The sequence below is a fragment of the Eubacterium sp. genome, assembly GCF_057858645.1.
Map to the genome: position 1 here is coordinate 1 of NZ_DBLZZO010000037.1, position 22862 is coordinate 22862.

The window sequence follows — 22862 nt, forward strand, 5'->3', positions numbered from 1 at the left end:
CCTAAGGGGTATGGAAAAATGAGGGGTAAAAATACATGATCATTAAGAAAAATAACTGGCATGCAAAAAAATTACAAGCCACATGAAATGGTTGTGTTTATTAATAATATTTCCGAAAAACTAGCAGGCATGGTTTTTACTGTTTCAAAAGGAAATGAAAAAATCATAGGATCGTTGTTTTCTGTCTTTATTATCAATAACAATACCGGAAGCCTGAAAGTAAAATTGAATACAGATTTTATTAATTATTTTGCGGATATCCCTTTTTCTTTTACACAATTCGAATTACAACATTTTTTGCTATTGCATTCTAAATATTCGAAAATTTTATTCCGAATATTATTAGACCTAAAACACTATGCGCATGGAAATAATAATCGACATTGGAAGGTTGATTTTAACGAATTTAGAAATTTAATGACATTCCCTAAGTCTTATAAAACTTCTATTGTAATGAAAACACTTACAAAAATAATAAAGGAAATCAATGAAACGCATTATATAAAAAATTTGAAAGTGAAAAGAGAAATGGGGGATGGTGTAGGAAGGCCTATAAAATATTTAATTTTCACTTATCAAATAAATAAAGATAATAGATTATCCGAATATATTGAAATTGATGGTAAATCAGATATGTTATGTTGTCCTTATTGTGGAGCGGAAGTTATAAGGAAAACTGGGATAAACGGGGAATTTTATGGGCATAAATATTATAAACAGACTGATTGTAAACACTCTTGGTCAAGTTTAGATGATTTAAAAACAGAAACAATGCTTGTAGAGGATTCAAGAAAATCACTGGAAGAAAAGAAAGCAAAGTATAAAGATGCTAATGAGAAGAACTTTGATTTTCTTTATAAACAGCAACAGGAGCTGTTTTCAAGATTAGGAAGAAAGGAAGATGAAGATATTTATGGATAATGATAAAGAATATTTAGAAGATTTATTAGTCAGAATGGCACATCATAGCACAGCTATTGAGGGGAACAGCTTAACTCAAGGTGAAACCAAAAGTATTATTCTTGAAAATTATATTCCCAGACCAATAGATATTCGGGAAGTCAACGAGGTTTTGAATTATAAAAATCTATTACCTTATCTTTTGGAACATCAGAAAGAAAATATTACCGTTTCCGGAATTCAGGATATTAACCGGATCATTATGAAAAATATTGATGATCGGGGAGGAAAATTTAAAATTGTACAAAATATAATAGCCGGCGCAGATTTTGATACAACGATGCCTTTTATGGTTCCAGAAGAATTGAAAAAATGGACTGATGATTTATCTTGGCGATTAAATCATGCAGAAAAAAATCAAGATAAAATTGAAATTATTATGGAACAGCATTTACGTTTTGAAAGGATTCACCCATTTCCGGATGGAAATGGACGGACAGGAAGAGCGTTAATTATATGGTCATGTTTGCAGCATGAATTGACCCCTATTGTTATAGAAAAAGAACAACGTAGTGAATATATGGCTGCTCTAAATCAAAAAGATATAAAAAGACTGACACTGCTTGCACAGCAAATCCAAAAAAAAGAGATAGAGCGTAAAGCTGTTTTTGACGGGATAAAAAAAGATGATGAAAAAAGAAGTTATGTAACCCAAAAAAATAAGAAATTTTCGATAGAGAGGTAATATATGAATCATATGAATCGTGATGATTTAGAAAAATTATCGATATACTTTATTATTCACAATACTGGAATTAATGAATGTTCTGTAAGTGAAGATGATGTAAAAAGTATTTTAATCGATAAATATATTCCTCGCAAAATGCCTTTAAAAGATGTTTTAGAGATCCTCCGGCATAAAAAAGTATTTAGGTATATAATTTCTCATTGCGATGGGGAAATTACCGTTAAAGACATTTTAACAATTAATCGGATGCTGCTTCATGAAGAAGATATTGATCCGGATCAGATTCCTGAAGAAAAAATAAATGAACTGTACCGATGGGTTAAAGAATTGAATTATAGAATGAAAACCAGTTCTAAAAAAGATAGTAAAGTTTTTATTCTAATGGAATTGCACCTTAAATTTGAGGAAATTCGTCCGTTTAGAGATGGAAACGGACGAACGGGAAGGGCATTGATTGTGTGGTCATGTTTGCAGCAAGGGTTAACTCCCGTCGTTATAGAAAAAGAATATAACCGGGAATATATAGAATGTCTGAAACATAGAGATTTACAAAATTTATACAAATTGGCAGTAAAAAATCAGAAAAAAGACATCGATTTAGTTAAAAATGATGAAAATAATGAAATGACGAAAAATGCACTCAAAGCGCTCTATAATGAGCTTGAGGATATTTATAATAATTTCCCTCAAACTGATGAATTAGAGGTTAAAAAAGCAGAAATTCAATCATCTGTGACGGTTATAAAGAATAAGGCAGAGTATGAAAGAGTTAAGCAGGATTTACGAGAATATGAAAAAGCTTGTATGATTCATAGAAGAAATTTAAAGCATAACGAAGAAAGAGAAAATGATTTAGGACGTATCAGAAAATATTGAATAAAAAAATAAAGTTGCTGCCTTTCTTGATTCGGAATTCGGAAGGCGGCTTTTTATGTGTCAGACAGTGTAGTTGATCCGAAGAGGGAAAATATATTTGACAATATAGGTTATATCATATATCATAAAAACGAAAATATAGGATAAATCATATATTTTCTAAATAATAAATTTTGAAAGGAATTATATTTATGAACAATAAATATGAAGTTTTATTTTTTGAAGATTCAAATGGAAAAGAATTTATTTCATCATTTCTAGAAGAATTATCAGAAAAAAACCGGGCAAGGGTATTTAGAGAAATTGATCTTCTGGAAAATAATGGACCTGCTTTAAAAGAACCACATACAAAATATTTAAAAAATGGAATATTTGAGTTAAGAATATCGATTAAGGAAAGTTATGTTCGAATCTTTTATTTTTACGATAAGGAAAAGATAATAATATTGACCCATGGATTTATGAAAAAAACTAAAAAGACGCCGGTAAAAGAAATAAAAAGAGCATTGAAATATAGACAAATTTATCAAAATAAAAAGGAAAACTAAGATAGTACAAAAAGATGAACTGGAGAATATTATGAAAAGCTATACACTCTATAAAAAAGAACAATTTGAAAAAAATAAAAAACTAAAAGAAGAATATGATAATTTGGAAGATGAGTATTATTTTATACAACAATTGGTTACAGCAAGACATAAGGCAGGATTGTCACAAAAACAACTTGCTGATGTGACAGGAATTGCTCAATCTGAGATTAGTAAATATGAAAGCGGTAAAGGGAATCCGTCTTTAAAGACAATAAATAAATTAGCAAAAGGAATGAATCGAAAAATAATTATAGAATTTGTCTAAAGTAATAGTATTTTGAAATGAATATGAATTTAAAAATTAGATAAAAAAAGAAAAATAATGATGGTTTGCGAGATAGTAGGCAAAAATACATTGTTTTGGATGGAAAATAATCCGGTCCTATAAAATATTTTAAAATGTTGTAAAACATGGTATAATGTGAACAGGCAAAGGAAGTAAAATTTAAACAATGTAACACGAAAAGCCCAAGGAGTTCCAGTCCTTGGGCTTTTCTAATGCTATACGGTAGCACTTACCGAGGTTAGTTGCTAAGGAAATACTTGAAAGCTGCGTCTAACCATTTGCAGAAATAATAGGCGGTTATTTCTACCATGACGGCTTTCCAAAAGGAAGTAAAATCACACAATATAACACCTCCTCCCCGTTGCGGTTTGGAGTTTAGCAACGGAAATATTATAGCATGAGAAAAGCTACTTATCGGAGCATTTTTTGTATCAGCTATATTAATTTTATTTTCAATACTTGTCCTTTTGAATTTAAAAATTAAATTATAAAAAAAGAAAAATAATGATGGTTTGTGAGATAGTAGGCAAAAATACATTGTTTGGGAAAAAGCTGTGGTATTAAATAGTATTTAATACCTATAGGTGTTAAATACCATCATTGTTTTTTTTATTAAAGGGCTTATTATAGGGTAAATTACAGGGGGAGTGCCGGGAAGAAGCTCCCTGTCTGGATCGATAAGATATGCCTGTTACCGTTTATGCGCAGAAGCGTTACCGTTTATGCGCAAGGATGCATACCTTTATTTAATTGTTTTTTTGACCGTTACCGTTTATGCGCAAGGGCGTTACCGTTTATGCGCAAGAAAAAAGCAGTATTTATATGATTTTCTTATGAAATGCGAGAAAAATATTTTTTTGACCGTTTTATGGCTAAAATATTTTTTATAAATTAGCTATGGCTAAATGTTATGGATAAAAATTAGTCAGAACGTTTAGTCATAACAAAATTATTTGTTCTATCATAGTTTTATGATATAATGCATATAGGCGAACGAAGAATAATTGTTCAATGTAACACGAACCCCCACGGAGTGCCATCCGTGGGGGTTTCTATGCCTACAATGCCAGCACTAAGGCAAGGCTGGTTGCTTATTTACTTTCTACTCTTGAAATATATTTATGGAATATGTATCATATAAATATAAAAGGTTGGAAATACAATGACATTTGAATGGGATGAAAATAAAAATCGAATCAATCAGCAAAAACACGGCGTATCTTTTGAAGAGGCTAAAACTGTATTTTATGATGAGCAAGCACTATTAGAATATGACGAAAATCATTCAGAAAATGAAGACAGATTTCGTATTCTTGGTTTTAGTGATGAAGGAAATATTCTTATTGTAGTACATTGTATTCGTGAAGAATCAATTATTCGCATTATTTCATCAAGGAAAGCCACAACAAAGGAAAAAGCAGGTTATGAAAGGAGCAGGGGAAGATAATGAAAGAGAAAGACGAGTTTTTGGAAAAAGAATTTAATTTCAATAAAGCTATAAAAAATCCATATGTAAAAGCGTTGAAGAAGCCAATTACAATTAATCTTGATGAAAGTGTAATTCATTATTTTAAGGATAAGGCAATGAATACAGGGATTCCGTATCAAACCTTGATTAATTTATATCTAAGGGACTGTGTCAATAATAATCGCAATCTTGAATTATCGTGGAAGTAAAACGAAAAGTCCAGGAGGTTCAGTCCTTGGGCTTTTTAAATGCTTGTTTTGGATGGAAAATAATCCGGTCCTATAAAATATTTTAAAATGTTGTAAAACATGGTATAATGTGAACAGGCAAAGGAAGTAAAATTTAAACAATGTAACACGAAAAGCCCAAGGAGTTCCAGTCCTTGGGCTTTTCTAATGCTATACGGTAGCACTTACCGAGGTTAGTTGCTAAGGAAATACTTGAAAGCTGCGTCTAACCATTTGCAGAAATAATAGGCGGTTATTTCTACCATGACGGCTTTCCAAAAGGAAGTAAAATCACACAATATAACACCTCCTCCCCGTTGCGGTTTGGAGTTTAGCAACGGAAATATTATAGCATGAGAAAAGCTACTTATCGGAGCATTTTTTGTATCAGCTATATTAATTTTATTTTCAATACTTGTCCTTTTGAATTTAAAAATTAAATTATAAAAAAAGAAAAATAATGATGGTTTGTGAGATAGTAGGCAAAAATACATTGTTTGGGAAAAAGCTGTGGTATTAAATAGTATTTAATACCTATAGGTGTTAAATACCATCATTGTTTTTTTTATTAAAGGGCTTATTATAGGGTAAATTACAGGGGGAGTGCCGGGAAGAAGCTCCCTGTCTGGATCGATAAGATATGCCTGTTACCGTTTATGCGCAGAAGCGTTACCGTTTATGCGCAAGGATGCATACCTTTATTTAATTGTTTTTTTGACCGTTACCGTTTATGCGCAAGGGCGTTACCGTTTATGCGCAAGAAAAAAGCAGTATTTATATGATTTTCTTATGAAATGCGAGAAAAATATTTTTTTGACCGTTTTATGGCTAAAATATTTTTTATAAATTAGCTATGGCTAAATGTTATGGATAAAAATTAGTCAGAACGTTTAGTCATAACAAAATTATTTGTTCTATCATAGTTTTATGATATAATGCATATAGGCGAACGAAGAATAATTGTTCAATGTAACACGAACCCCCACGGAGTGCCATCCGTGGGGGTTTCTATGCCTACAATGCCAGCACTAAGGCAAGGCTGGTTGCTTATTTACTTTCTACTCTTGAAATATATTTATGGAATATGTATCATATAAATATAAAAGGTTGGAAATACAATGACATTTGAATGGGATGAAAATAAAAATCGAATCAATCAGCAAAAACACGGCGTATCTTTTGAAGAGGCTAAAACTGTATTTTATGATGAGCAAGCACTATTAGAATATGACGAAAATCATTCAGAAAATGAAGACAGATTTCGTATTCTTGGTTTTAGTGATGAAGGAAATATTCTTATTGTAGTACATTGTATTCGTGAAGAATCAATTATTCGCATTATTTCATCAAGGAAAGCCACAACAAAGGAAAAAGCAGGTTATGAAAGGAGCAGGGGAAGATAATGAAAGAGAAAGACGAGTTTTTGGAAAAAGAATTTAATTTCAATAAAGCTATAAAAAATCCATATGTAAAAGCGTTGAAGAAGCCAATTACAATTAATCTTGATGAAAGTGTAATTCATTATTTTAAGGATAAGGCAATGAATACAGGGATTCCGTATCAAACCTTGATTAATTTATATCTAAGGGACTGTGTCAATAATAATCGCAATCTTGAATTATCGTGGAAGTAAAACGAAAAGTCCAGGAGGTTCAGTCCTTGGGCTTTTTAAATGCTTGTTTTGGATGGAAAATAATCCGGTCCTATAAAATATTTTAAAATGTTGTAAAACATGGTATAATGCATATAGGCGAACGAATGCGAATAAAAGCAAAGTAGCACAAATCCCCTTAGAGGTTACGACTCTAAGGGGATTTTAACATTATTACGCTAATGCTGGAGCGAGGCTAGTTGCTTAACAAATACCTGAAAGCGGTGTCTAACCATTTGCAGAAATAATAGGGGGTTATTTTCACTAAGCGATTTTTGTGATATAATGCGTGTAGGCAAAAGGAAATGATTTAATTCTATGAAGACACGAAAAACCCACGGAGTGCCATCCGTGGGTTTTTCTATGCTTACAATGCCAGCACTAAGGCAAGGCCGGTTGCTTCTCTACTTCCCATTCAGCCATTTGCAGATACATGTGGCAATGATACCTGCCAAGATGGAAAGTAAAAAGGAAATGATTATTTCCATAAAGACACCTCCTCCCTGTCGCCAGTTTGGAGAAAGCAACGCAAATATTATAGCATGAAAAAAGCTCCTTGCCGGAGCGTTTTCTTATGTTTATTTTGTTTTCTTTATGCTTGTTTTGGAAGGGAAAATAACCAGTCCTTTCGGATCGGACGTATCACACTTGAAATCCGGGTAAATTTTCTGGACAGATACAAGATGTTTTTTAAATTTAAATTTAAAAACCCGAACTTCTTTATAGTTAGATCCAAACTGTAAAGCCAGGTCTTCCCATGGAATGAACGTCCGGGAATGGCAGTAGCACATTCTGTATGTTGCCCAGCAGTAAATGTCCACGGCCATGGGGGATTGTTTCAGCTTTAAAACAGCGTTGAAATCTACAGGAATTGGAGCTTTATTGATAGCGTTATAAAAAGATTCCGAAAGGATAACATAAGAACAAAATTCTCCGGATTCGTCATACAATGTATGCGGATCCCACCATAAATCAGCTTCATCGGCGATCAGCATATTGGCTATGGATTTTATATTCCCGCCGCCTTTATGCTTCCAATCGGAGGTACAGGAAATAAAGCAGGTGAACAGGCTGTTAAGCTGCTTGCGCAGTCTTGTGATTGTACCGTTTTTGCCGCCCGTTCTTCCTAACCCGATTCGAGTTAAAAATTCAGAGAGTGTTTCTCCTAAATGAACTTCTCTTGTCTTCTTCCTGATTGCTTCCGTAACAATAAAAGCAATGACAAGGCGAGGGAGAGATCCATACGGAAGACCTGTCGGAGAATACAAAGATAGCGTTAAATTTCCATTTTTCCGCACAAATTCACGTCCCTCGACTTCCGTATAGGGGAAATTAGTCTGAACGAAGAAATAGGGCATAAACGCCAAATTTGAGGGGCTTTTGAGTGCCAGCTCATCTTTTCGTGATAAAACCAAAAGATCATCTTTTTTTATCATTTTTACCTCGGCAATTCCCTTATACGATATTTTTTGGAATTTATAAGATGCAGTTCATCGTTTGAAAGGGGAGTACGTAAATCCTGTTCCGCACTTGCCATCGCAGCGTTATTCTGATAGTTTTCTTCCATAAAATCACCATCGATAGTATTGATAATGGATTGTGCCTTAAGTTGGGTATTATTACTTTTTGCCTGTTCCGCCGCCAGCTTCAAGAGCGCTCTTTTTTGTGCAAAAGCATAGGCATTTCCTGAATTGTCATTAAGAATAGTTTCTACATGATCATTAAGTGCTTCACTCGTTTTTTCTATACGGTCAGAAACGGAAAGTGTCATTAAAAATTCATCTTCGTGTTTTTTCAACCAGTTGTCCCAGTTTTTGTCTCTTGTTTCTTTTACATTTATTTGTCCGGCATTTTTATATGTCAAATCGGGCTGCGTCCGTTCATTGATTTTTTCTTTAATTTCTTCTATTTCTTTTCCTGTACGGAGAAGTTCTGATACGGGGTTTTCATGAGAGCTGCCAAAAAAAAGGGAATATAAAGATGTAACCGACTCTTTAAATGGTTCCCATACGGCAACTATATCTTTATAGTCTGAAGAAAGCTGTCTGATGTGAAGAAGAACTTCATTTTGTTTTGCTGTTTCTACAGCCTGTTTAATCCGATTAGGAATATCTTTTACTGATCCACCGTGAAAATGCCACCGGGCATCAACTATTCCGGTTAGGCAGAGGAGAATAATCGGAATAACAAGGTATTTTTTCGTTTTTATATTCATTTTCAACTCCATAAAGTATTAAAAGCTTCTCTGGTACGTTTGGAGAAGGAAGGAATGAAGAAAACTAACAGTCCCCAGCAGCCGGCGAATAAGACTAAGGAAGCTACGCTGTCTTTGTCTATCGGCTCCATGGCCGCTAACTGATCGGAAAGGAAAACAAATAGGAAGGCAGTGATAATTAAATCAAAAATATTGGCCAAAATTCCGGATAGCATATTTTTTCCATAATGTTTCATCTTAGGAAGGAAAAACAGTGGAATTCCTAAGACACCGAAAACGCAGGAAATGTAGAAAAGAATCAGTTTTTCCATTAAATAAATCGTTGCAATGATTGTGAGTGCCAGGATGATAAGGACAAACAGTGCAACAAATAAAGCGACAGCGATATTGAAGCGGGAATCCACGTGCAGAAATGGACTAATTACATGACTGACACTTATAAATAGTTCATCGAAGTGCAAGAAAGAAGTTTCAGTCAATTCATGTCCGGTATAAGTGCTGCTAATATTTTCCAGTATAGGAAGGAAGAATGTATCGACAATCTTTCTCCAGGAGAGAAAAATCATAAAGAAAAAACCATATCGGATCAATCTAAGGATGACACTGGATAAATTACCAAGCGTTGTCATCCCTAAAATTACCGGAATCATTAACCAGGAAAAATCTATAATGGCTAAAATAACAAGTAACGGGAATAAATTCTTTTCCGCAAAATCAAGGGAAAGTACAATGGATGCCATAATTTGTTTTGCGATTTTAGCCAATTCTTCTGAAGGAGCGAAATACTTTGTAAAATTAATATCAATTGCTGGAGTTACTTTGCCGAGAGCCCATTTACCGACTTCAGTAATAACATTGGTTGTTGTATCTCCATTCAAGTTCCATCCTGCCGCTAAAGCGTAAGGGGTGGGATCCATATGCTGGCCGTCTTGCACTTCATCAACTTCAAAGTGCAAATGACCGCCTGTAGATCTTCCGGTATTTCCGGACAAAGCTATAAACTCTCCTTGACTTACGTGATCACCGTACGAAACGTTGATTTCAGAAAGGTGGGCATATCTGGCTACATGTCCGTCCGGCATTTGAATTTCTACTAAATTTCCGTAACCGCCATTCCAGCCGTATACAGCATAAACAACGGTTCCATCTGAACATGAAGGGACGACAGTACCTTCATCAAGTCCAATGTCAAGGCCGCTGTGGCAATGCATTTCTCCTGTAATAGGATGAGTCCTGTAACCATAAGGAGAGGTAACCGGTCCACCGAATGCGGAAGCCGAAGGCATGACAAAAAGAGCAGAAATAAATAAAAGGGAAATGAATAGTAATTCTTTTAAAACTCCGCTCTTTTTAGCTGTCATTTTTCCCACCAGCCTTTAATTCTTTTTCCTATATAACGCCCTGCTGCTACTGTTCCTCTTGCAGCCGTACGTCCGGCAAAGACAATACCCGTCCCTCTTGCTACGCTTGCAGCAGTACCCGCTGCTCCGACAGCAGCAGCAGGGGAATGGACAATGCTATTAGTGGCAAAAGCAGCGCCCGTTGTCATAGCACCGGCAAATTCTACAGCCTGTGCCGTTAGGTAAGATAAAAATAGTAAGCAGCAGGCGGAAGTAATAAAACCGGAAACGGTTTCATTCGTAATACTGCTCGATACATTGAATGCGTCATCTATTTCATTACCAACCAGACACACCATGAAGACGGCGACCATTAACTTAACAGCACAAGTGAGAAGAATGCCCCATGTTTTTTCACAGATGGAAGATGTCCACCGGGTAACTCCAAACGGAAGCAAAACCATTGATAAAGACCCTAAAATAAGAAATTCTGCGTTTGCCATGAAAATAACGAAAGCAATCCGAAAAAGTGCTAACAGTGCAACGCACAGGGCAATTGTTGCCAGAATATGAACCATAATTGTTCCTGACATGACGCCGGGAAAATTTTTCCATAAATTTTCAAATGCTAGATATACCTTGCTACAAGTTGAAGCAAGTAAGTACGTCGGCGTAAAAGTCACATCTACACCACCGGCAGCCATGCCGAGTGTTTGCCCGGAATTTTTTACAATTTTCAACAAGTTATCCCAGTTTTTGATTAAAAACGCCAAGAAACCGATATGAATGATTTTTGTAAAAATATTTCCCCAATTCCAGGTTGAATTAAAGAACATATCAAATTCCGAACATACTCCGATGATAGCAAGCGTAATAAGAAGCAGGAGTAAAGGATCCTGCAGATTGAGAATGCCATTATAAGTACTGGTTTCAATCTTGTCTCCGATGTTTTTTAGAAGGGTGAGGCCGCTTTCTGTCATGATTTATCTCCATTTTGTTTCATCGACGAGGGAATCAAATTTTGAGGATAAGGTGGTTGTGGGTTTGTAATCTTCCGGATGCTCATCTTTTCTTTTTTCTAGCTTTGCTTTGCTGCTTGTATATTCTAATGCCTCATCAGTAGGTAATTTTTCATTCGTCTTTTTATATTCTCCTTTGGATAGACTCGCGCTAAAGCCCATAACATCTTTATTCAGAGTTAATTTATCTTTCTCGATTTTCCCAAGGATGATTTTATTCCCTATCAAACCGATATCACAGATATTCTGCTCTTTATCTACGATAATTTTTGGGGCAGAATCATAATATTGTTTCCCTTTATAATTACTTTCCGGGGTTGTTTTATATACGTCAAATTCTTCTAATTTATCTTTATTAGGCAATTCAGTTGTTCCCTTGTGATAGAGATAATAAGTGATCTTATCATTTTGATAAGCGCCTTCCATATCTTTGGGCGTTAAGGCTCCGCATCCGGAAAGAGCGAAAAGCGCCAGACCACAAGCAGATAGGGCAATTAACTTTCTTAAATTTTTCATTTTAAAACCTCCTTGAAACAAATACTGGAATTACAGTTATTATTTCAAAATACAGTTATCATTTCCACTTCGTTTCATCGACGAGGGAATCAAACTTTGGGGTCAGTGTAGTTACACCGGATTCTTTATCAGCGATTTCACGCATCTGTTTTGCGGCGGAGCCAAAATCATTCGCTAGTAATTCATTAGCTTTATCGGCTGCATCATGTTCCAATTTATTTGTTTCGTTTCGGACTACGGCTTTGCGGAGTTTGTGAAAATCCTAAAGCATCAGGCAAGCAAAACAGGAACGACGATTCAAACGATTGATCGGTATTATGCAAGCTCGCAGACCTGCCATATCTGTGGCGCGCAGAATCCGAAAACGAAAGATTTGCGTGTACGAGAGTGGATATGCCCGCATTGCGGAGCCATTCATGATCGGGACAGGAACGCCGCAAAGAACATCTTGAAGGTTGGGGCATCAACCTTCTTTGGAGAGGCATCGTAAGACCTGCATTTAAGCAGGCAAATGCCATCTGTATCCAAGAATCCCCCGGCTTTAGCCGTGGGGAGCATGTCAATATTCTTAACCTAAAAGGAGGCATTATGCTATTCACCCAGAATTTTAAAAGACCTGAAACAGAAACAACGAGAGCAACAGATGTTGATGAATTTGATGATCCTACGATCCCTGAAGAAGAAAAAATGAGATTAGCAAATCAAAAAAGATCTGAAAATACACATGAAGATGATTCTCTCGATAAACAGCCTGCTCCACCTAATCCCCACGATAAATTATCCTTAGCTTATCTTACAAATTTGGTAACTGCCATTGCGAAAAAAGTAAATTCTCTCTGATGATATGCTAGATCTCAAAACTGCGGTGAATTTACAACAAAGCAATATTGCCAACTTTACTGAAATCACAAAAAATAATTACCATAATATAGAACGTATGGAAAAAGAAATGCAAAATTTCTTTGATGTGAAAATAGCTACAGAAACCACGCAAAAAATCTTAGAAGCCATGAAAATAAAATGGGATTTAACTTACAGTCCCCTCACACAAGAAGATGTTTGCAGACAAATGGAAACGTCCCCATTTAAAGAGGAATATACTATTTTAAATAATATTATCAGTGAAATCAGTCAATTAAAAATGACTGTAGAAAACAAAATGGAAGACCTTCAAAAAAATCCTGGAAGTTCAGAATATCAAGATTTATATGTTTTAGGGCAAACGTTAGAAAGAATTTTCAATGTCTGGCCACCCAAACTGAAGTATTTTGCAGCAAACAAAGATCGTTCAATTGAAATCCAAATGGAAGAAGCTTTACGCATCGATATTTCTGCCGCTTTATCCGAAGCTGAAGCGGAAAAGCAAATTGAAGAAATAATGAAATGAGGTTCCTATGTCATTTAAAAACAGTATAAAATATTTTTTAATATTATTTTCTATTTGTTTTTCGCAATTAAAGGTAAGCGCTATGACACTTACGGATTATATTTCACAATATAATCCGCAAGATGCCCCTATAATTGCAGATGCTATTTATAAAACATCAAATAAATATGATCTCGATCCACTTTTCGTTGCCAGTGTTTTTAATATAGAAAGTAACTATCATAATAATGCAATTTCTTCTGCAGGGGCTATGGGCATTGCTCAATTAATGCCCGGAACGGCTGCTATGATGAATGTAAATCCGGCCGATCCACTGGAGAACATTGAAGGTGGTGTCCGATATCTACGAGAAATGCTTGATTTACAACCTAAAAGCAATCCTTATCGTTATAATTTAGCCTTAGCAAGTTATAACGCCGGGCCTGGAAATATTAATGGATATATTCCTTCATACACTTATTCTTATATTCAATCAATTAAAGATGAATATGAAAAGTTAAATCATATTATAGATAGAGACTCCTCTCCGCTGCCTAACCGGAATACAACCGTAAAAGCAAAACGCTTAACCCGGAAGGCTCGCCTGAAAAATGCTATACGAAGATATAAGCAAGAAAAATACAAAAAGAAACATTTTTAATGCAATTTTGCAAGAATCAGAACATATAAGATATTATAAAAATTTTTTGACACCCCTTCCTGCCCATTTAAACACATATCAAATGTCGAAAAATAGCCTTTAGGAAACTGTTTTGGCCCTTAACCGTGCCGGTCCGGTTCGTCACAGTTCCAGAAAGATTATTTTCCTCTTTTTATAACATGGTTCACTATTAAAAGCACCTATCCAGGCTCCTTACGGACACTGGATAAGTGCTAAAGTATATTATTTTTTATTATTATATGCTATTAAATATTATTTTTTAGTACTGATTATTCAGCACTTTTTATTTATTAAGGAGAAAATGAAGCTGCCTTTCTTGATCCGGAAGGCAGCCATTCTTTAAAACGCATTTTTTGCTTTTTTAGCGTACATAGGACGGTAAAAGATGCAAGGGCTGCCCTACGGCGTATCGTCCCTTGTCCCTTGCATCTTTTACCTCTGCCGCCTATGTTTTTCCGCTGCCAGCAAAAAAAGCTTGCGAGAGCATAGAGCAAATAGAGTGATTACCGATTAGGTCTCATTCAGTACAGTTAAAGAAAAGGAGAAGTTTAAAATGACAGAAGCCGCAATTACTGCAAAAGAAATCAAAAAGGTTTTAAGGCATAAATTCCCAGGAGTTAAATTCCGGGTTACATCTGAAAATTTTAGCAATGGAAATTCTGTCCGAGTTCAATGGACAGATGGTCCTGATAAAAGTTTAGTAAATAAAATTGTCAGTGGTTATAAAACTTTATCTTATAACATTGAAGCGGATTATTGGGAATATACGGCAATTTCGATGGATAAAAATTGCCCCGGTGTTAATTATATAGATACATCAAGAAATTATTCCCCTGCGTTTATAGAAAAAATAGAAATCCTTTTCGAAAAATATCATCATGAAAAATGGGATTCCACAAGCGAATTAGGCCGATATTATCACTCCTTGCCTAATTGGCTCAGTAAACATCCTGAAATGTGGGAAAATCCATTATTCAAAACTATTTAACTCAAAAGACTGCTTATCAGCCTTTCTCCTTGTGATGAGAAAAGCTGATAAGTAACTTTACCGATTATATTTCATATTTACCAATCGAAGCATAAAGCCCCTGTCTTTAGGTCTGGGGATATAAGCAAGCTTTCAGACAAATCCTCGCATGGATATTGATGGGAAAAATCACACTACATGTGCTAAAATAACGAAAAAAGCAGGTGATACCGATGAGAACTTATTGTTTCAAACTCTATTCATCCAAGAAAAACAGGAATCTGCACAAGCAAATTAATGCAGCAGGTCTCATTTATAATCACTGTATTGCCCTGCACAAACGGTATTATCGTCTGTATCACAAATCGCTGAACGTCTATGTCCTGCAAAAGCATCTCACGAAGCTTAAAAAGCTTCCCCGGTTCCCCTATCTGAAAGAAATCGGTTCACAGGCAGTGCAGGATATCACGCAGCGGATCGATCGTGCCTACAAACTCTTTTTCCGAAATCTTAAACGAAAGGTACGCACAGCGCCGCCTTCGTTTAAGAAGGTGAGAAAGTATAAATCGTATACGTTGAAACAGGCAGGATGGAAGCTTCTAGAAGGAAATGCCGTCCAAATCGATACGCAAAAGTACCGCTATTTCAAAAGCCGTGCCATTGAGGGGACGGTCAAGACTGTCACCATCAAACGGGATGCGCTTGGGGACATCTATCTTTATTTCGTCTGTGAAACAGTGGAAAACGAAGTTTTGGCAAGAACAGGTAAAAGCGTCGGCTATGACTTTGGCCTTAAGCTGTTTCTCACAGCATCGGACGGGAACGATAGAAAAGCCCCGTTGTTTTTTAAGGCGAATGCAGCAGCGATACGCAAGTCAGGGAAAGCACTTTCGCAGAAACAGAACGGGTCGAATCATCAAAAGATGGCACGGCTTGTGCTCGCTCGTCTCCATAAGAAAACAGCCAATCAACGAAAAGACTTTCATTTCAAGCTAGCAAATGCGATCTGCGGAGAATACGCGCTTGTGTGCATTGAGGACTTGAATTTGAAGGGAATGCAAAAACGGTGGGGACAAAAAATCTCCGACTATGGATTTGCAGCGTTTGTGGAAATCCTAAAGCATCAGGCAAGCAAAACAGGAACGACGATTCAAACGATTGATCGGTACTATGCAAGCTCGCAGATCTGCCATATCTGCGGCAGCCGGAATCCGGAAACGAAAGATTTGCGTGTACGAGAGTGGATATGCCCGCATTGCGGAGCCATTCATGATCGGGACAGGAACGCCGCAAAGAATATCTTGAAGGTCGGGACATCGACCTTCTTTGGAGAGGCATCGTAAGACCTGCGCTATCGCAGGCAAATGCCGTTTGTATCCAAGAATCCCCCGGCTTTAGCCGTGGGGAGTATGTCAACAAATGATAAATGGATAGCAACTTCAACACCATTAAAATGAAAAGAGGTATTATTCATGTTTCACCGAATAAAAGACGCTACTCCTATAATTAATTATCAGATTTTAGTTCACTTTTTTGATGGAGAAAATAAACTTTATAATATGAAACCACTTTTGCAAAAAAATATATTTAGCCCATTAAAAGATATTAATCTTTTTACTAAGCTAAATATTGATCCAGGCGGTTACGGTATTTCTTGGACAGAAGATATTGATATTTCTTGTGACGAATTATATGAAAATGGAAGACAAATTTAGATAATCATATAAAGAGAAAAAACTATTTTTATACCTGACTCGAGCAGGAACACATGATTTATTTTAAAAATTCCGGATGAGATTACTATCCGGAATTTTTAAATGCAAATATAGGGTATACCTTTATTCATTTCTTAATTTTATTAAATATGAAATCATATGCCAATTTATTTGATAAAATTATTTAACATTTTAGATTCTATATTTGTTTTTCTCCAATAATTTTGATAAAATTAATAGAGCATCAAATATGCTATAATTTACTTATGAGATAGTCAGATAAACGGCTTTCCCCTCTCACTTCGAGGGGGTGATACTATGAGCGTTTTTGAAACGTTGTCTATCATGATAGCGTTCGGAACCTTAATAGCTATCATGATGCATAAGTAATTTGTGCATTGAAAAAAGCCATTCCCAATGGCTTGCGAAGGCTTTCTTCAAACACTTAAATTTTGAGGGAGCCGTTCCTTGACCGGGAATATTTATCGGCTATCTCATTTCTATTTGTATTATATCATAAAAAATACTTTTTATGATAGGAAAGAATATTATGAAAAAAGAAAAATTGGATAACAAAGACAACATGATGGATAAAAGTTATTTAGAACAACATCTTCCACATTATCTGCAAAAGGATATTGACGCTTTAAAAAAGGGAATGAATGAAAACAGTATGCACCTTGATTGCTTAGTTGATGAAGTTGACGGATCAATTAATTCCGCCTACTGGGATCAAACTATCACAGAAGAACAAGCTAACTATCTGCGTAAAAAATATTTAGGTTTATGAAAGGAAAAAATGGATAAATATATCGATTTTACAAATTGCCCCGTTGATCCATATAAGGGATTTAGAGGTGCAAAAGGAAAAAAGATTTCTATTACATACAATAATGAAAAATATATGTTAAAATTTCAAACCCCTTATCTTGGGAAACCAACCAATTCCCATGTTTGTGAATATTTAGGCTGCCATGTTTTTAACAGCTTGGGCATCCCCGCTCAAGAAACTATATTGGGAACATATAAAGATATGCCTGTCGTTGCCTGTAAAGACTTTGAAACGGACGGCCGACAACTTCTTGAATTTGCCATGCTGAAAAATTCAATTATTACCAGTTCTGAAGAAGGGTATGGAACAGAATTAACAGATATCATGACTACAATCAAGGAACAGGAAATATATCCTTTTCAAAAATTGCAAGAACATTTCTGGAATATGTATATTGCTGATACATTGATCGGAAACTTTGACCGTCACAATGGAAATTGGGGATTATTAACCAGTATAAATCCACCGAAAGCGGAGCTTGCGCCTGTATATGACTGCGCTTCTTCTCTATATTCTAGACAAACAAAAGAAACTATGGAGTCTATTTTATCTTCTCCGGAAGAGATAAATCATCGAATATATGTATTCCCAACAGCTGCTATGAAAATCCAAAATGAAAAGATAAACTATTTTACATACACGTCTTCTCTTGTAAATTCGGATTGCACAGCTGCTCTAAAGCGAATCTATCATAGAATTAACATGGAAAAAATTAATGCAATCATAGATAATACTCCTCACTTATCATCTGTTGAACGTTCTTTTTATAAAGAAATGCTCCATCAAAGAAAGACAAAAATTCTTGATTTTTCTATGGAAAAGCTAAAAGAAAAAGAGCGTTCAAGAAAATTGTGTTATAAAGGATTATCACGATGAATGTTGCTTATATCAGAGTATCTACAATTGAACAAAATACAACACGGCAATATGAAGATCTCAAAAAATTCAAAATAGATAAATTTTTTGAAGAAAAAGCTTCAGGGAAAAGTACCAACCGCCCTATCTTGAAGGAAATGCTTCAATTCGTCCGGGACGGTGATACGCTTTATATAGAATCTTTTTCCCGACTTGCCAGAAACACCAAGGATTTACTTGATATCATAGAACAACTGAAAAAAAAGAATGTAAAAATTATCAGTGAAAAAGAAAAATTGGATTCTGATACTCCTACTGGGAAGATGATGATTACAATGATTGGCGCTATCGCAACTTTTGAAAGAGAATTGATTCTTGAACGGCAGCGGGAAGGAATTGCCCTCGCAAAAGCAGCCGGTAAATATAAAGGGCGCAAAAAAATCCTCCCCCCTTCTAATTTTAAAGACCTTTATGCTCTTTATTTAAATCGACAAATTCGTACAAAAAAAGAATTTGCAAGAAAATGTAAAGTAAGCCTTCCTGTATTGGAACGCTTTATAAAAGAAACGAATTCAAATAGCAATTAAAAACTATTATAATATATTATTTTTTATTATTATATATTATTAAATATTATTTTTTTAGTACTGAATAATCAGTATTTTTTATTTAACAAAGAGAGATAATTAATGCATATATGTTATCTCCCTCTTCAACATAAACTATTTAAATATAATATTTCCTAAAATTTTATATTATTAAATACTTGTTTTTCGATGTAATCTGATTTATAATTATTATTGAAAACTACTATTACATATTATTTTATTTTATTTTTTATGGGTTTTTAGTAAAGGAGAAAATATGATAATTAATGTAGCTCACACGAAGGGCGGTGTCGGGAAAACTACAATAGCCGTAAATTTGGCTATTGAGATGAAATCTGATTTATTTGACTTGGATAATCAGAATTCATCTTATAATTTTTCTCTATTATCAGATATTAACCGACCAATTCATTTTTGGAAAGACCGTAATATGCTGAAAGACATCATCAAAACTTACCGAGATAATCCGGACAAGAATATTATTATTGACAGTGGCGGTTATGATTCTAACGTTAGCCGTGAAATTATTTTAAACAGCAATTTAATTATCACGCCTATTACTGTTAGTCAAACGGAAGTGGACGGCTTGCAAAAATTTTATTCTGAAAATGTAGAAATTGCTTTAAAATCAAATCCATATATCAAACCGTATATTCTTTTAAATAGAATTAATTACTATGATCAAAAAGATGCTGAAGATCTAATCACATTTATTATTTCCGAAATACCGGACTATAAAGTCTTATCTACAGCACTTGGTGCAAGAAAAGACTTTAAAAAGGCGTTTTCTGAAGGTAAATCAGTTGTTGAATATAATAAATCAAGTCCTGCGTCTCAAGAAATTTCCGCACTTGTAAAAGAAATTTCCGCACTTATTAAAAATGTTTAAAGGAGGCATAACTATGAGATTCACGAAAAAAAACACTCTTGTTGAACAGGAAAAAGAAAAATATATAAATGCGGCTCCGCTTGAGGAAAAGAAAAAAGTAAGAAACATTTCGGTTATTTTAAATTCAATAGAAAATGAAACTTTGGAAAATTTCCTGGAACAGTTAAAAGACGAAAACGGGAGAAAGGTCTCCCGAAGTAACTTTGTCAGAACTGCTATTTTTGATACTATCCGTCGAGCAGAAAATCAAGAAAAACCTGATGAATGGTTAGGTGAACCTTTAACAGTAAAAGAAGCTGCCGAGAGATATGAATTAAGCGAATCAACCATAAGAAGTGCTTTACAAGCAAACCGTTTCTCTGCCAGAGAAACAAAAAGAATTGATGATAAACTTATCATTGTCACAGTAGCAGGTATGAACAGACTTTTCGGTAACAGAATAAAGTAAATCTTCAATTTAAAACAAATATATAATATTATTTTATAGTATTATATATTTGTTTTAAAGAATAATGAGGGCGTTTTATGTGGCTTGTAATCGACTTTATCTTAAATCTCTTGATTAATATGATTATTATCTTTCCTGTTTTTGCTATTGCTAAAGAATTATTTCCTGTCCCCGGAATAGATTCTTTTTGGTGTTCCGCTTTACCTTTACTTCATATTCCTATAAATAAAAATAGTATTTTTATTGCAGAATTAGCTTCTCTTATTTTGTTAGTTTGTTTTCTTTGGGGATTTGTTTTTCCTTATTTCCCTGTTACGAGATTTTTCCAAAGAATACTTCGAGGACAAAGCAAGCCTATTCCACTCGAACAGGAAAAGATTAATGCTATTACAAACTATATGGAAGAAAAAGGAATTGATACAACAAAATATAAATACTTTGTTTCTTCATGTTCTGAAATTAACGCTTTCGCATCCGGCGCAAAAGATATTACAATTACTCAACCAATGCTTTCCGCTTTTTCTGTTAAAGAATTGGCAGGAATTATCGCCCATGAAATGGGACATCATCAAAACGGAGATATCCTTTTTTTTAATTTGTCTTATGGGGTTAGTATTCTTAATATTTTCTGCATAAGAATATTATATTTAATAATATTCTTACTGAATATATTTCGTTTTTTCCCATTTATACAAATTTTTACAATTTTAATAGCCTTCATAATCAGTATTTTTTTAAATATTTATACCTTCCTTATATTTTATCCTTCAAGATTACTTTCAAACTTTTTTAATCGTAAAATTGAATCAAAAGCCGATGTTTATGCTACTAAAATAGGCTTGGGTAATGAACTGATTGATGGTTTATACAGACTTTATTATTTTTACGGAAAAGATCCTTGGTGGACAATTCCGTTCTCAGACCATCCCCGTTTGATGAGTAGAATAAAAAAGCTACAAAAGCGAATGGAAAAAATGAATCAGGATTTCTATACTGTATAGGAAAAAAAGGCTGTAAGTCACAGCCTTTTTTTATTTCTTATAAATTTCCCGTCTATGCCCAACGGTTAAAACAAGAATAATCAATTTATTATCTATAATTTCACAAATCAAACGATAGTTTCCGATCCTATATCTCCATAATCCAGCTTTATTACCTTTTAAACTTTTCCCAAATATTTGGGGAGTATCGCCCATTTAAACACATATCAAATGTCGAAAAATAGCCTTTAGGAAACTGTTTTGGCCCTTAACCGTGCCGGTCCGGTTCGTCACAGTTCCAGAAAGATTATTTTCCTCTTTTTATAACATGGTTCACTATTAAAAGCACCTATCCAGGCTCCTTACGGACACTGGATAAGTGCTAAAGTATATTATTTTTTATTATTATATGCTATTAAATATTATTTTTTAGTACTGATTATTCAGCACTTTTTATTTATTAAGGAGAAAATGAAGCTGCCTTTCTTGATCCGGAAGGCAGCCATTCTTTAAAACGCATTTTTTGCTTTTTTAGCGTACATAGGACGGTAAAAGATGCAAGGGCTGCCCTACGGCGTATCGTCCCTTGTCCCTTGCATCTTTTACCTCTGCCGCCTATGTTTTTCCGCTGCCAGCAAAAAAAGCTTGCGAGAGCATAGAGCAAATAGAGTGATTACCGATTAGGTTTCATTCAGTACAGTTAAAGAAAGGGAGAAGTTTAAAATGAACAATGAACAAATATTAGTGAAATTTTTAAATTGTGGTTTTCTTGATTTAAAAGTTCTTGAAGATACTAAATTTGACGTTATGGAAATAATTAGCGAAATAGAACGACCGACTCTTAACAATATAATTTGTGCTATTTTCCAAAAAGGGATTGATTTATTATTGAATGCATTGATGGAAAAACAAAGAGATTTTGATTGCCCAGATGAAATAAAATATCTTTCCGGGGAAGATATTGATTTCGATATTAATTTTGTTGCCAGTCGGATTTATTTTTTAAATAATAGTGATATTTGGAATAAATTTTTTAGAGCGGAAATTGAAGATGCGGAAGAAAAAATGGGTTTTTGCTTTGGGTAATATTCTGTAAATTTCAAATTGTACTTATGGATAACTTTTTCCCCCTTTTTATTTTTATCAAAAAATAAAAACTTGTTTTAATAGTTATAATAGTTTTAATAGTTAAGAGACGCTGAAAAAGACGATGGATACTTGACTTTTTTATCCTTCCGACTAACTTTTTCCCCCTTATGGATAACTTTTCCCCCTTTTTTGAGGTCTTTTGACTAACTTTTTCCCCCTTATGGATAACTTTTCCCCCCTTTTTTGAGGTCTTTTGACTAACTTTTTCCCCTTTATGACTAAAAAAATAATTAGCATATAGTCATGACTAAAAATATATGATATCATTTAGTCAAAAGGAAGTGATCATATGTCTAATATAGTCAAATATGATAATGATTTTAATCTAACGCAGCACTTTAATAAATTAAATCAGACAGAGCAGGATATTTTTTTTGCCATTACATCTGAATTTACTAAAAAAAATGAAAAAAGCATAGAGTTGAAAATTAATGAATTAAGAAAAATAACTGGCATGCAAAAAAATTACAAGCCACATGAAATGGTTGTGTTTATTAATAATATTTCCGAAAAACTAGCAGGCATGGTTTTTACT

At 34.4% G+C, this 22862-nt stretch carries 31 protein-coding genes; 25 read left to right on the forward strand and 6 right to left on the reverse strand.

Features of this window, described 5'->3' with window-relative positions:
• The first annotated feature begins 51 nt into the window (after window positions 1–51).
• The 9 genes from ACZM4J_RS11175 (at window position 52) to ACZM4J_RS11215 (ending at window position 6728) form a co-directional block, all read left to right on the forward strand.
• Window positions 52–921: a RepB family plasmid replication initiator protein gene (locus tag ACZM4J_RS11175; RefSeq protein ID WP_489486201.1), complete on the forward strand. Its 870-nt coding sequence runs from the start codon at window positions 52–54 to the stop codon at window positions 919–921.
• On the forward strand, window positions 914–1645 hold the full coding sequence (locus ACZM4J_RS11180) for a Fic family protein (RefSeq protein ID WP_489486161.1): 732 nt from the start codon (window positions 914–916) through the stop codon (window positions 1643–1645). Before ACZM4J_RS11175 ends, ACZM4J_RS11180 begins: the two co-directional genes overlap by 8 nt.
• A 3-nt stretch (window positions 1646–1648) precedes the next feature.
• The gene (locus tag ACZM4J_RS11185; protein ID WP_489486162.1) at window positions 1649–2524 is read left to right on the forward strand and encodes a Fic family protein; all 876 of its coding nucleotides are present in this window, start codon (window positions 1649–1651) and stop codon (window positions 2522–2524) included.
• A gap of 191 nt (window positions 2525–2715) precedes the next feature.
• Window positions 2716–3072: a type II toxin-antitoxin system RelE/ParE family toxin gene (locus ACZM4J_RS11190; RefSeq protein WP_489486164.1), complete on the forward strand. Its 357-nt coding sequence runs from the start codon at window positions 2716–2718 to the stop codon at window positions 3070–3072.
• Between the two features lie 31 nt (window positions 3073–3103).
• Entirely contained in the window at window positions 3104–3379 is a 276-nt protein-coding gene (locus ACZM4J_RS11195) for a helix-turn-helix domain-containing protein (protein ID WP_489486165.1), read from the forward strand.
• 1183 nt (window positions 3380–4562) lie between these two features.
• On the forward strand, window positions 4563–4847 hold the full coding sequence (locus ACZM4J_RS11200) for a BrnT family toxin (RefSeq protein ID WP_489486167.1): 285 nt from the start codon (window positions 4563–4565) through the stop codon (window positions 4845–4847).
• Window positions 4847–5077 (forward strand): BrnA antitoxin family protein, encoded by a 231-nt coding sequence (locus ACZM4J_RS11205; RefSeq protein ID WP_489486169.1) that lies wholly within the window; start codon window positions 4847–4849, stop codon window positions 5075–5077. Before ACZM4J_RS11200 ends, ACZM4J_RS11205 begins: the two co-directional genes overlap by 1 nt.
• A 1136-nt stretch (window positions 5078–6213) precedes the next feature.
• Window positions 6214–6498: a BrnT family toxin gene (locus ACZM4J_RS11210; RefSeq protein WP_489486167.1), complete on the forward strand. Its 285-nt coding sequence runs from the start codon at window positions 6214–6216 to the stop codon at window positions 6496–6498.
• On the forward strand, window positions 6498–6728 hold the full coding sequence (locus tag ACZM4J_RS11215) for a BrnA antitoxin family protein (RefSeq protein ID WP_489486169.1): 231 nt from the start codon (window positions 6498–6500) through the stop codon (window positions 6726–6728). The genes ACZM4J_RS11210 and ACZM4J_RS11215 overlap by 1 nt, the downstream gene beginning before the upstream one ends.
• A 596-nt stretch (window positions 6729–7324) precedes the next feature.
• Here the strand turns inward: ACZM4J_RS11215 and ACZM4J_RS11220 are convergent.
• Genes ACZM4J_RS11220 through ACZM4J_RS11240 form a run of 5 tightly spaced genes read right to left on the reverse strand, consistent with a single transcriptional unit; the run spans window position 7325 to window position 11836 of the window.
• The gene (locus ACZM4J_RS11220; protein ID WP_489486171.1) at window positions 7325–8182 is read right to left on the reverse strand and encodes a replication protein RepA; all 858 of its coding nucleotides are present in this window, start codon (window positions 8180–8182) and stop codon (window positions 7325–7327) included.
• Between the two features lie 2 nt (window positions 8183–8184).
• Window positions 8185–8961 (reverse strand): hypothetical protein, encoded by a 777-nt coding sequence (locus ACZM4J_RS11225; protein WP_489486173.1) that lies wholly within the window; start codon window positions 8959–8961, stop codon window positions 8185–8187.
• Window positions 8962–8963: 2 nt separating this feature from the next.
• Window positions 8964–10322, reverse strand: a complete 1359-nt coding sequence (locus ACZM4J_RS11230) for a peptidoglycan DD-metalloendopeptidase family protein (RefSeq protein ID WP_489486175.1) — start codon at window positions 10320–10322, stop codon at window positions 8964–8966.
• On the reverse strand, window positions 10319–11281 hold the full coding sequence (locus ACZM4J_RS11235) for a type IV secretion system protein (protein WP_489486177.1): 963 nt from the start codon (window positions 11279–11281) through the stop codon (window positions 10319–10321). Before ACZM4J_RS11235 ends, ACZM4J_RS11230 begins: the two co-directional genes overlap by 4 nt.
• A gap of 3 nt (window positions 11282–11284) precedes the next feature.
• Window positions 11285–11836 (reverse strand): hypothetical protein, encoded by a 552-nt coding sequence (locus ACZM4J_RS11240; RefSeq protein WP_489486178.1) that lies wholly within the window; start codon window positions 11834–11836, stop codon window positions 11285–11287.
• A 205-nt stretch (window positions 11837–12041) separates the two neighbouring features.
• Here ACZM4J_RS11240 and ACZM4J_RS11245 point away from each other — a divergent pair, with 205 nt between their 5' ends.
• From ACZM4J_RS11245 to ACZM4J_RS11310, 14 genes are all read left to right on the forward strand, one after another.
• The gene (locus ACZM4J_RS11245; RefSeq protein ID WP_489486179.1) at window positions 12042–12326 is read left to right on the forward strand and encodes a zinc ribbon domain-containing protein; all 285 of its coding nucleotides are present in this window, start codon (window positions 12042–12044) and stop codon (window positions 12324–12326) included.
• A gap of 98 nt (window positions 12327–12424) precedes the next feature.
• Window positions 12425–12676 carry a hypothetical protein gene (locus ACZM4J_RS11250; RefSeq protein WP_489486181.1) on the forward strand — a complete coding sequence of 84 codons (252 nt, stop codon included), beginning with the start codon at window positions 12425–12427 and terminating at the stop codon, window positions 12674–12676.
• A 4-nt stretch (window positions 12677–12680) separates the two neighbouring features.
• Window positions 12681–13223 (forward strand): hypothetical protein, encoded by a 543-nt coding sequence (locus ACZM4J_RS11255; protein ID WP_489486182.1) that lies wholly within the window; start codon window positions 12681–12683, stop codon window positions 13221–13223.
• A gap of 7 nt (window positions 13224–13230) precedes the next feature.
• Entirely contained in the window at window positions 13231–13863 is a 633-nt protein-coding gene (locus tag ACZM4J_RS11260) for a lytic transglycosylase domain-containing protein (protein ID WP_489486183.1), read from the forward strand.
• A 574-nt stretch (window positions 13864–14437) separates the two neighbouring features.
• Window positions 14438–14872, forward strand: coding sequence for an LPD29 domain-containing protein (locus ACZM4J_RS11265; protein WP_489486184.1), 435 nt, complete (start codon window positions 14438–14440; stop codon window positions 14870–14872).
• Window positions 14873–15084: 212 nt separating this feature from the next.
• On the forward strand, window positions 15085–16194 hold the full coding sequence (locus tag ACZM4J_RS11270; RefSeq protein ID WP_489486186.1) for an RNA-guided endonuclease InsQ/TnpB family protein: 1110 nt from the start codon (window positions 15085–15087) through the stop codon (window positions 16192–16194).
• A gap of 129 nt (window positions 16195–16323) precedes the next feature.
• On the forward strand, window positions 16324–16566 hold the full coding sequence (locus ACZM4J_RS11275; RefSeq protein ID WP_489486187.1) for a DUF2442 domain-containing protein: 243 nt from the start codon (window positions 16324–16326) through the stop codon (window positions 16564–16566).
• A 318-nt stretch (window positions 16567–16884) separates the two neighbouring features.
• Window positions 16885–16956 carry a putative holin-like toxin gene (locus ACZM4J_RS11280; RefSeq protein ID WP_489486202.1) on the forward strand — a complete coding sequence of 24 codons (72 nt, stop codon included), beginning with the start codon at window positions 16885–16887 and terminating at the stop codon, window positions 16954–16956.
• Window positions 16957–17116: 160 nt separating this feature from the next.
• Window positions 17117–17356, forward strand: a complete 240-nt coding sequence (locus ACZM4J_RS11285; RefSeq protein ID WP_489486188.1) for a hypothetical protein — start codon at window positions 17117–17119, stop codon at window positions 17354–17356.
• A 9-nt stretch (window positions 17357–17365) separates the two neighbouring features.
• Window positions 17366–18274, forward strand: a complete 909-nt coding sequence (locus tag ACZM4J_RS11290) for a HipA domain-containing protein (protein WP_489486190.1) — start codon at window positions 17366–17368, stop codon at window positions 18272–18274.
• A complete protein-coding gene (locus ACZM4J_RS11295; RefSeq protein WP_489486191.1) occupies window positions 18271–18840 on the forward strand; it encodes a recombinase family protein in 570 nt (189 codons plus the stop codon). The genes ACZM4J_RS11290 and ACZM4J_RS11295 overlap by 4 nt, the downstream gene beginning before the upstream one ends.
• Window positions 18841–19117: 277 nt before the next feature.
• Complete coding sequence (locus tag ACZM4J_RS11300; RefSeq protein WP_489486192.1) at window positions 19118–19750, forward strand: AAA family ATPase; 633 nt, start codon at window positions 19118–19120, stop codon at window positions 19748–19750.
• A 13-nt stretch (window positions 19751–19763) separates the two neighbouring features.
• Window positions 19764–20198 carry a helix-turn-helix domain-containing protein gene (locus ACZM4J_RS11305; protein WP_489486194.1) on the forward strand — a complete coding sequence of 145 codons (435 nt, stop codon included), beginning with the start codon at window positions 19764–19766 and terminating at the stop codon, window positions 20196–20198.
• 77 nt (window positions 20199–20275) lie between these two features.
• Entirely contained in the window at window positions 20276–21199 is a 924-nt protein-coding gene (locus ACZM4J_RS11310; protein ID WP_489486195.1) for a M48 family metalloprotease, read from the forward strand.
• A gap of 30 nt (window positions 21200–21229) precedes the next feature.
• Here ACZM4J_RS11310 and ACZM4J_RS11315 read toward each other — a convergent pair whose 3' ends face one another.
• Window positions 21230–21394: a type II toxin-antitoxin system RelE family toxin gene (locus ACZM4J_RS11315; RefSeq protein WP_489486197.1), complete on the reverse strand. Its 165-nt coding sequence runs from the start codon at window positions 21392–21394 to the stop codon at window positions 21230–21232.
• A gap of 507 nt (window positions 21395–21901) precedes the next feature.
• Here ACZM4J_RS11315 and ACZM4J_RS11320 point away from each other — a divergent pair.
• Together ACZM4J_RS11320 and ACZM4J_RS11325 are read left to right on the forward strand one after the other, a co-directional pair.
• Window positions 21902–22264, forward strand: a complete 363-nt coding sequence (locus tag ACZM4J_RS11320) for a hypothetical protein (RefSeq protein WP_489486198.1) — start codon at window positions 21902–21904, stop codon at window positions 22262–22264.
• A gap of 352 nt (window positions 22265–22616) precedes the next feature.
• A partial coding sequence (locus ACZM4J_RS11325) for a RepB family plasmid replication initiator protein (RefSeq protein ID WP_489486200.1) occupies window positions 22617–22862 on the forward strand: 246 nt, incomplete at its 3' end.

Excerpts from the sequence above, each read along its gene's own strand:
- ACZM4J_RS11180 (WP_489486161.1), top strand. The coding sequence starts at position 914 with ATGGATAATGATAAAGAATATTTAGAAGATTTATTAGTCAGAATGGCA.
- ACZM4J_RS11185 (WP_489486162.1), top strand. The coding sequence starts at position 1,649 with ATGAATCATATGAATCGTGATGATTTAGAAAAATTATCGATATACTTT.
- ACZM4J_RS11190 (WP_489486164.1), top strand. The coding sequence starts at position 2,716 with ATGAACAATAAATATGAAGTTTTATTTTTTGAAGATTCAAATGGAAAA.
- ACZM4J_RS11195 (WP_489486165.1), top strand. The coding sequence starts at position 3,104 with ATGAAAAGCTATACACTCTATAAAAAAGAACAATTTGAAAAAAATAAA.
- ACZM4J_RS11200 (WP_489486167.1), top strand. The coding sequence starts at position 4,563 with ATGACATTTGAATGGGATGAAAATAAAAATCGAATCAATCAGCAAAAA.
- ACZM4J_RS11205 (WP_489486169.1), top strand. The coding sequence starts at position 4,847 with ATGAAAGAGAAAGACGAGTTTTTGGAAAAAGAATTTAATTTCAATAAA.
- ACZM4J_RS11210 (WP_489486167.1), top strand. The coding sequence starts at position 6,214 with ATGACATTTGAATGGGATGAAAATAAAAATCGAATCAATCAGCAAAAA.
- ACZM4J_RS11215 (WP_489486169.1), top strand. The coding sequence starts at position 6,498 with ATGAAAGAGAAAGACGAGTTTTTGGAAAAAGAATTTAATTTCAATAAA.
- ACZM4J_RS11220 (WP_489486171.1), bottom strand. The coding sequence starts at position 8,182 with ATGATAAAAAAAGATGATCTTTTGGTTTTATCACGAAAAGATGAGCTG.
- ACZM4J_RS11225 (WP_489486173.1), bottom strand. The coding sequence starts at position 8,961 with ATGAATATAAAAACGAAAAAATACCTTGTTATTCCGATTATTCTCCTC.
- ACZM4J_RS11230 (WP_489486175.1), bottom strand. The coding sequence starts at position 10,322 with ATGACAGCTAAAAAGAGCGGAGTTTTAAAAGAATTACTATTCATTTCC.
- ACZM4J_RS11235 (WP_489486177.1), bottom strand. The coding sequence starts at position 11,281 with ATGACAGAAAGCGGCCTCACCCTTCTAAAAAACATCGGAGACAAGATT.
- ACZM4J_RS11240 (WP_489486178.1), bottom strand. The coding sequence starts at position 11,836 with ATGAAAAATTTAAGAAAGTTAATTGCCCTATCTGCTTGTGGTCTGGCG.
- ACZM4J_RS11245 (WP_489486179.1), top strand. The coding sequence starts at position 12,042 with ATGTTCCAATTTATTTGTTTCGTTTCGGACTACGGCTTTGCGGAGTTT.
- ACZM4J_RS11250 (WP_489486181.1), top strand. The coding sequence starts at position 12,425 with ATGCTATTCACCCAGAATTTTAAAAGACCTGAAACAGAAACAACGAGA.
- ACZM4J_RS11255 (WP_489486182.1), top strand. The coding sequence starts at position 12,681 with ATGCTAGATCTCAAAACTGCGGTGAATTTACAACAAAGCAATATTGCC.
- ACZM4J_RS11260 (WP_489486183.1), top strand. The coding sequence starts at position 13,231 with ATGTCATTTAAAAACAGTATAAAATATTTTTTAATATTATTTTCTATT.
- ACZM4J_RS11265 (WP_489486184.1), top strand. The coding sequence starts at position 14,438 with ATGACAGAAGCCGCAATTACTGCAAAAGAAATCAAAAAGGTTTTAAGG.
- ACZM4J_RS11270 (WP_489486186.1), top strand. The coding sequence starts at position 15,085 with ATGAGAACTTATTGTTTCAAACTCTATTCATCCAAGAAAAACAGGAAT.
- ACZM4J_RS11275 (WP_489486187.1), top strand. The coding sequence starts at position 16,324 with ATGTTTCACCGAATAAAAGACGCTACTCCTATAATTAATTATCAGATT.
- ACZM4J_RS11285 (WP_489486188.1), top strand. The coding sequence starts at position 17,117 with ATGAAAAAAGAAAAATTGGATAACAAAGACAACATGATGGATAAAAGT.
- ACZM4J_RS11290 (WP_489486190.1), top strand. The coding sequence starts at position 17,366 with ATGGATAAATATATCGATTTTACAAATTGCCCCGTTGATCCATATAAG.
- ACZM4J_RS11295 (WP_489486191.1), top strand. The coding sequence starts at position 18,271 with ATGAATGTTGCTTATATCAGAGTATCTACAATTGAACAAAATACAACA.
- ACZM4J_RS11300 (WP_489486192.1), top strand. The coding sequence starts at position 19,118 with ATGATAATTAATGTAGCTCACACGAAGGGCGGTGTCGGGAAAACTACA.
- ACZM4J_RS11305 (WP_489486194.1), top strand. The coding sequence starts at position 19,764 with ATGAGATTCACGAAAAAAAACACTCTTGTTGAACAGGAAAAAGAAAAA.
- ACZM4J_RS11310 (WP_489486195.1), top strand. The coding sequence starts at position 20,276 with ATGTGGCTTGTAATCGACTTTATCTTAAATCTCTTGATTAATATGATT.
- ACZM4J_RS11315 (WP_489486197.1), bottom strand. The coding sequence starts at position 21,394 with ATGGGCGATACTCCCCAAATATTTGGGAAAAGTTTAAAAGGTAATAAA.
- ACZM4J_RS11320 (WP_489486198.1), top strand. The coding sequence starts at position 21,902 with ATGAACAATGAACAAATATTAGTGAAATTTTTAAATTGTGGTTTTCTT.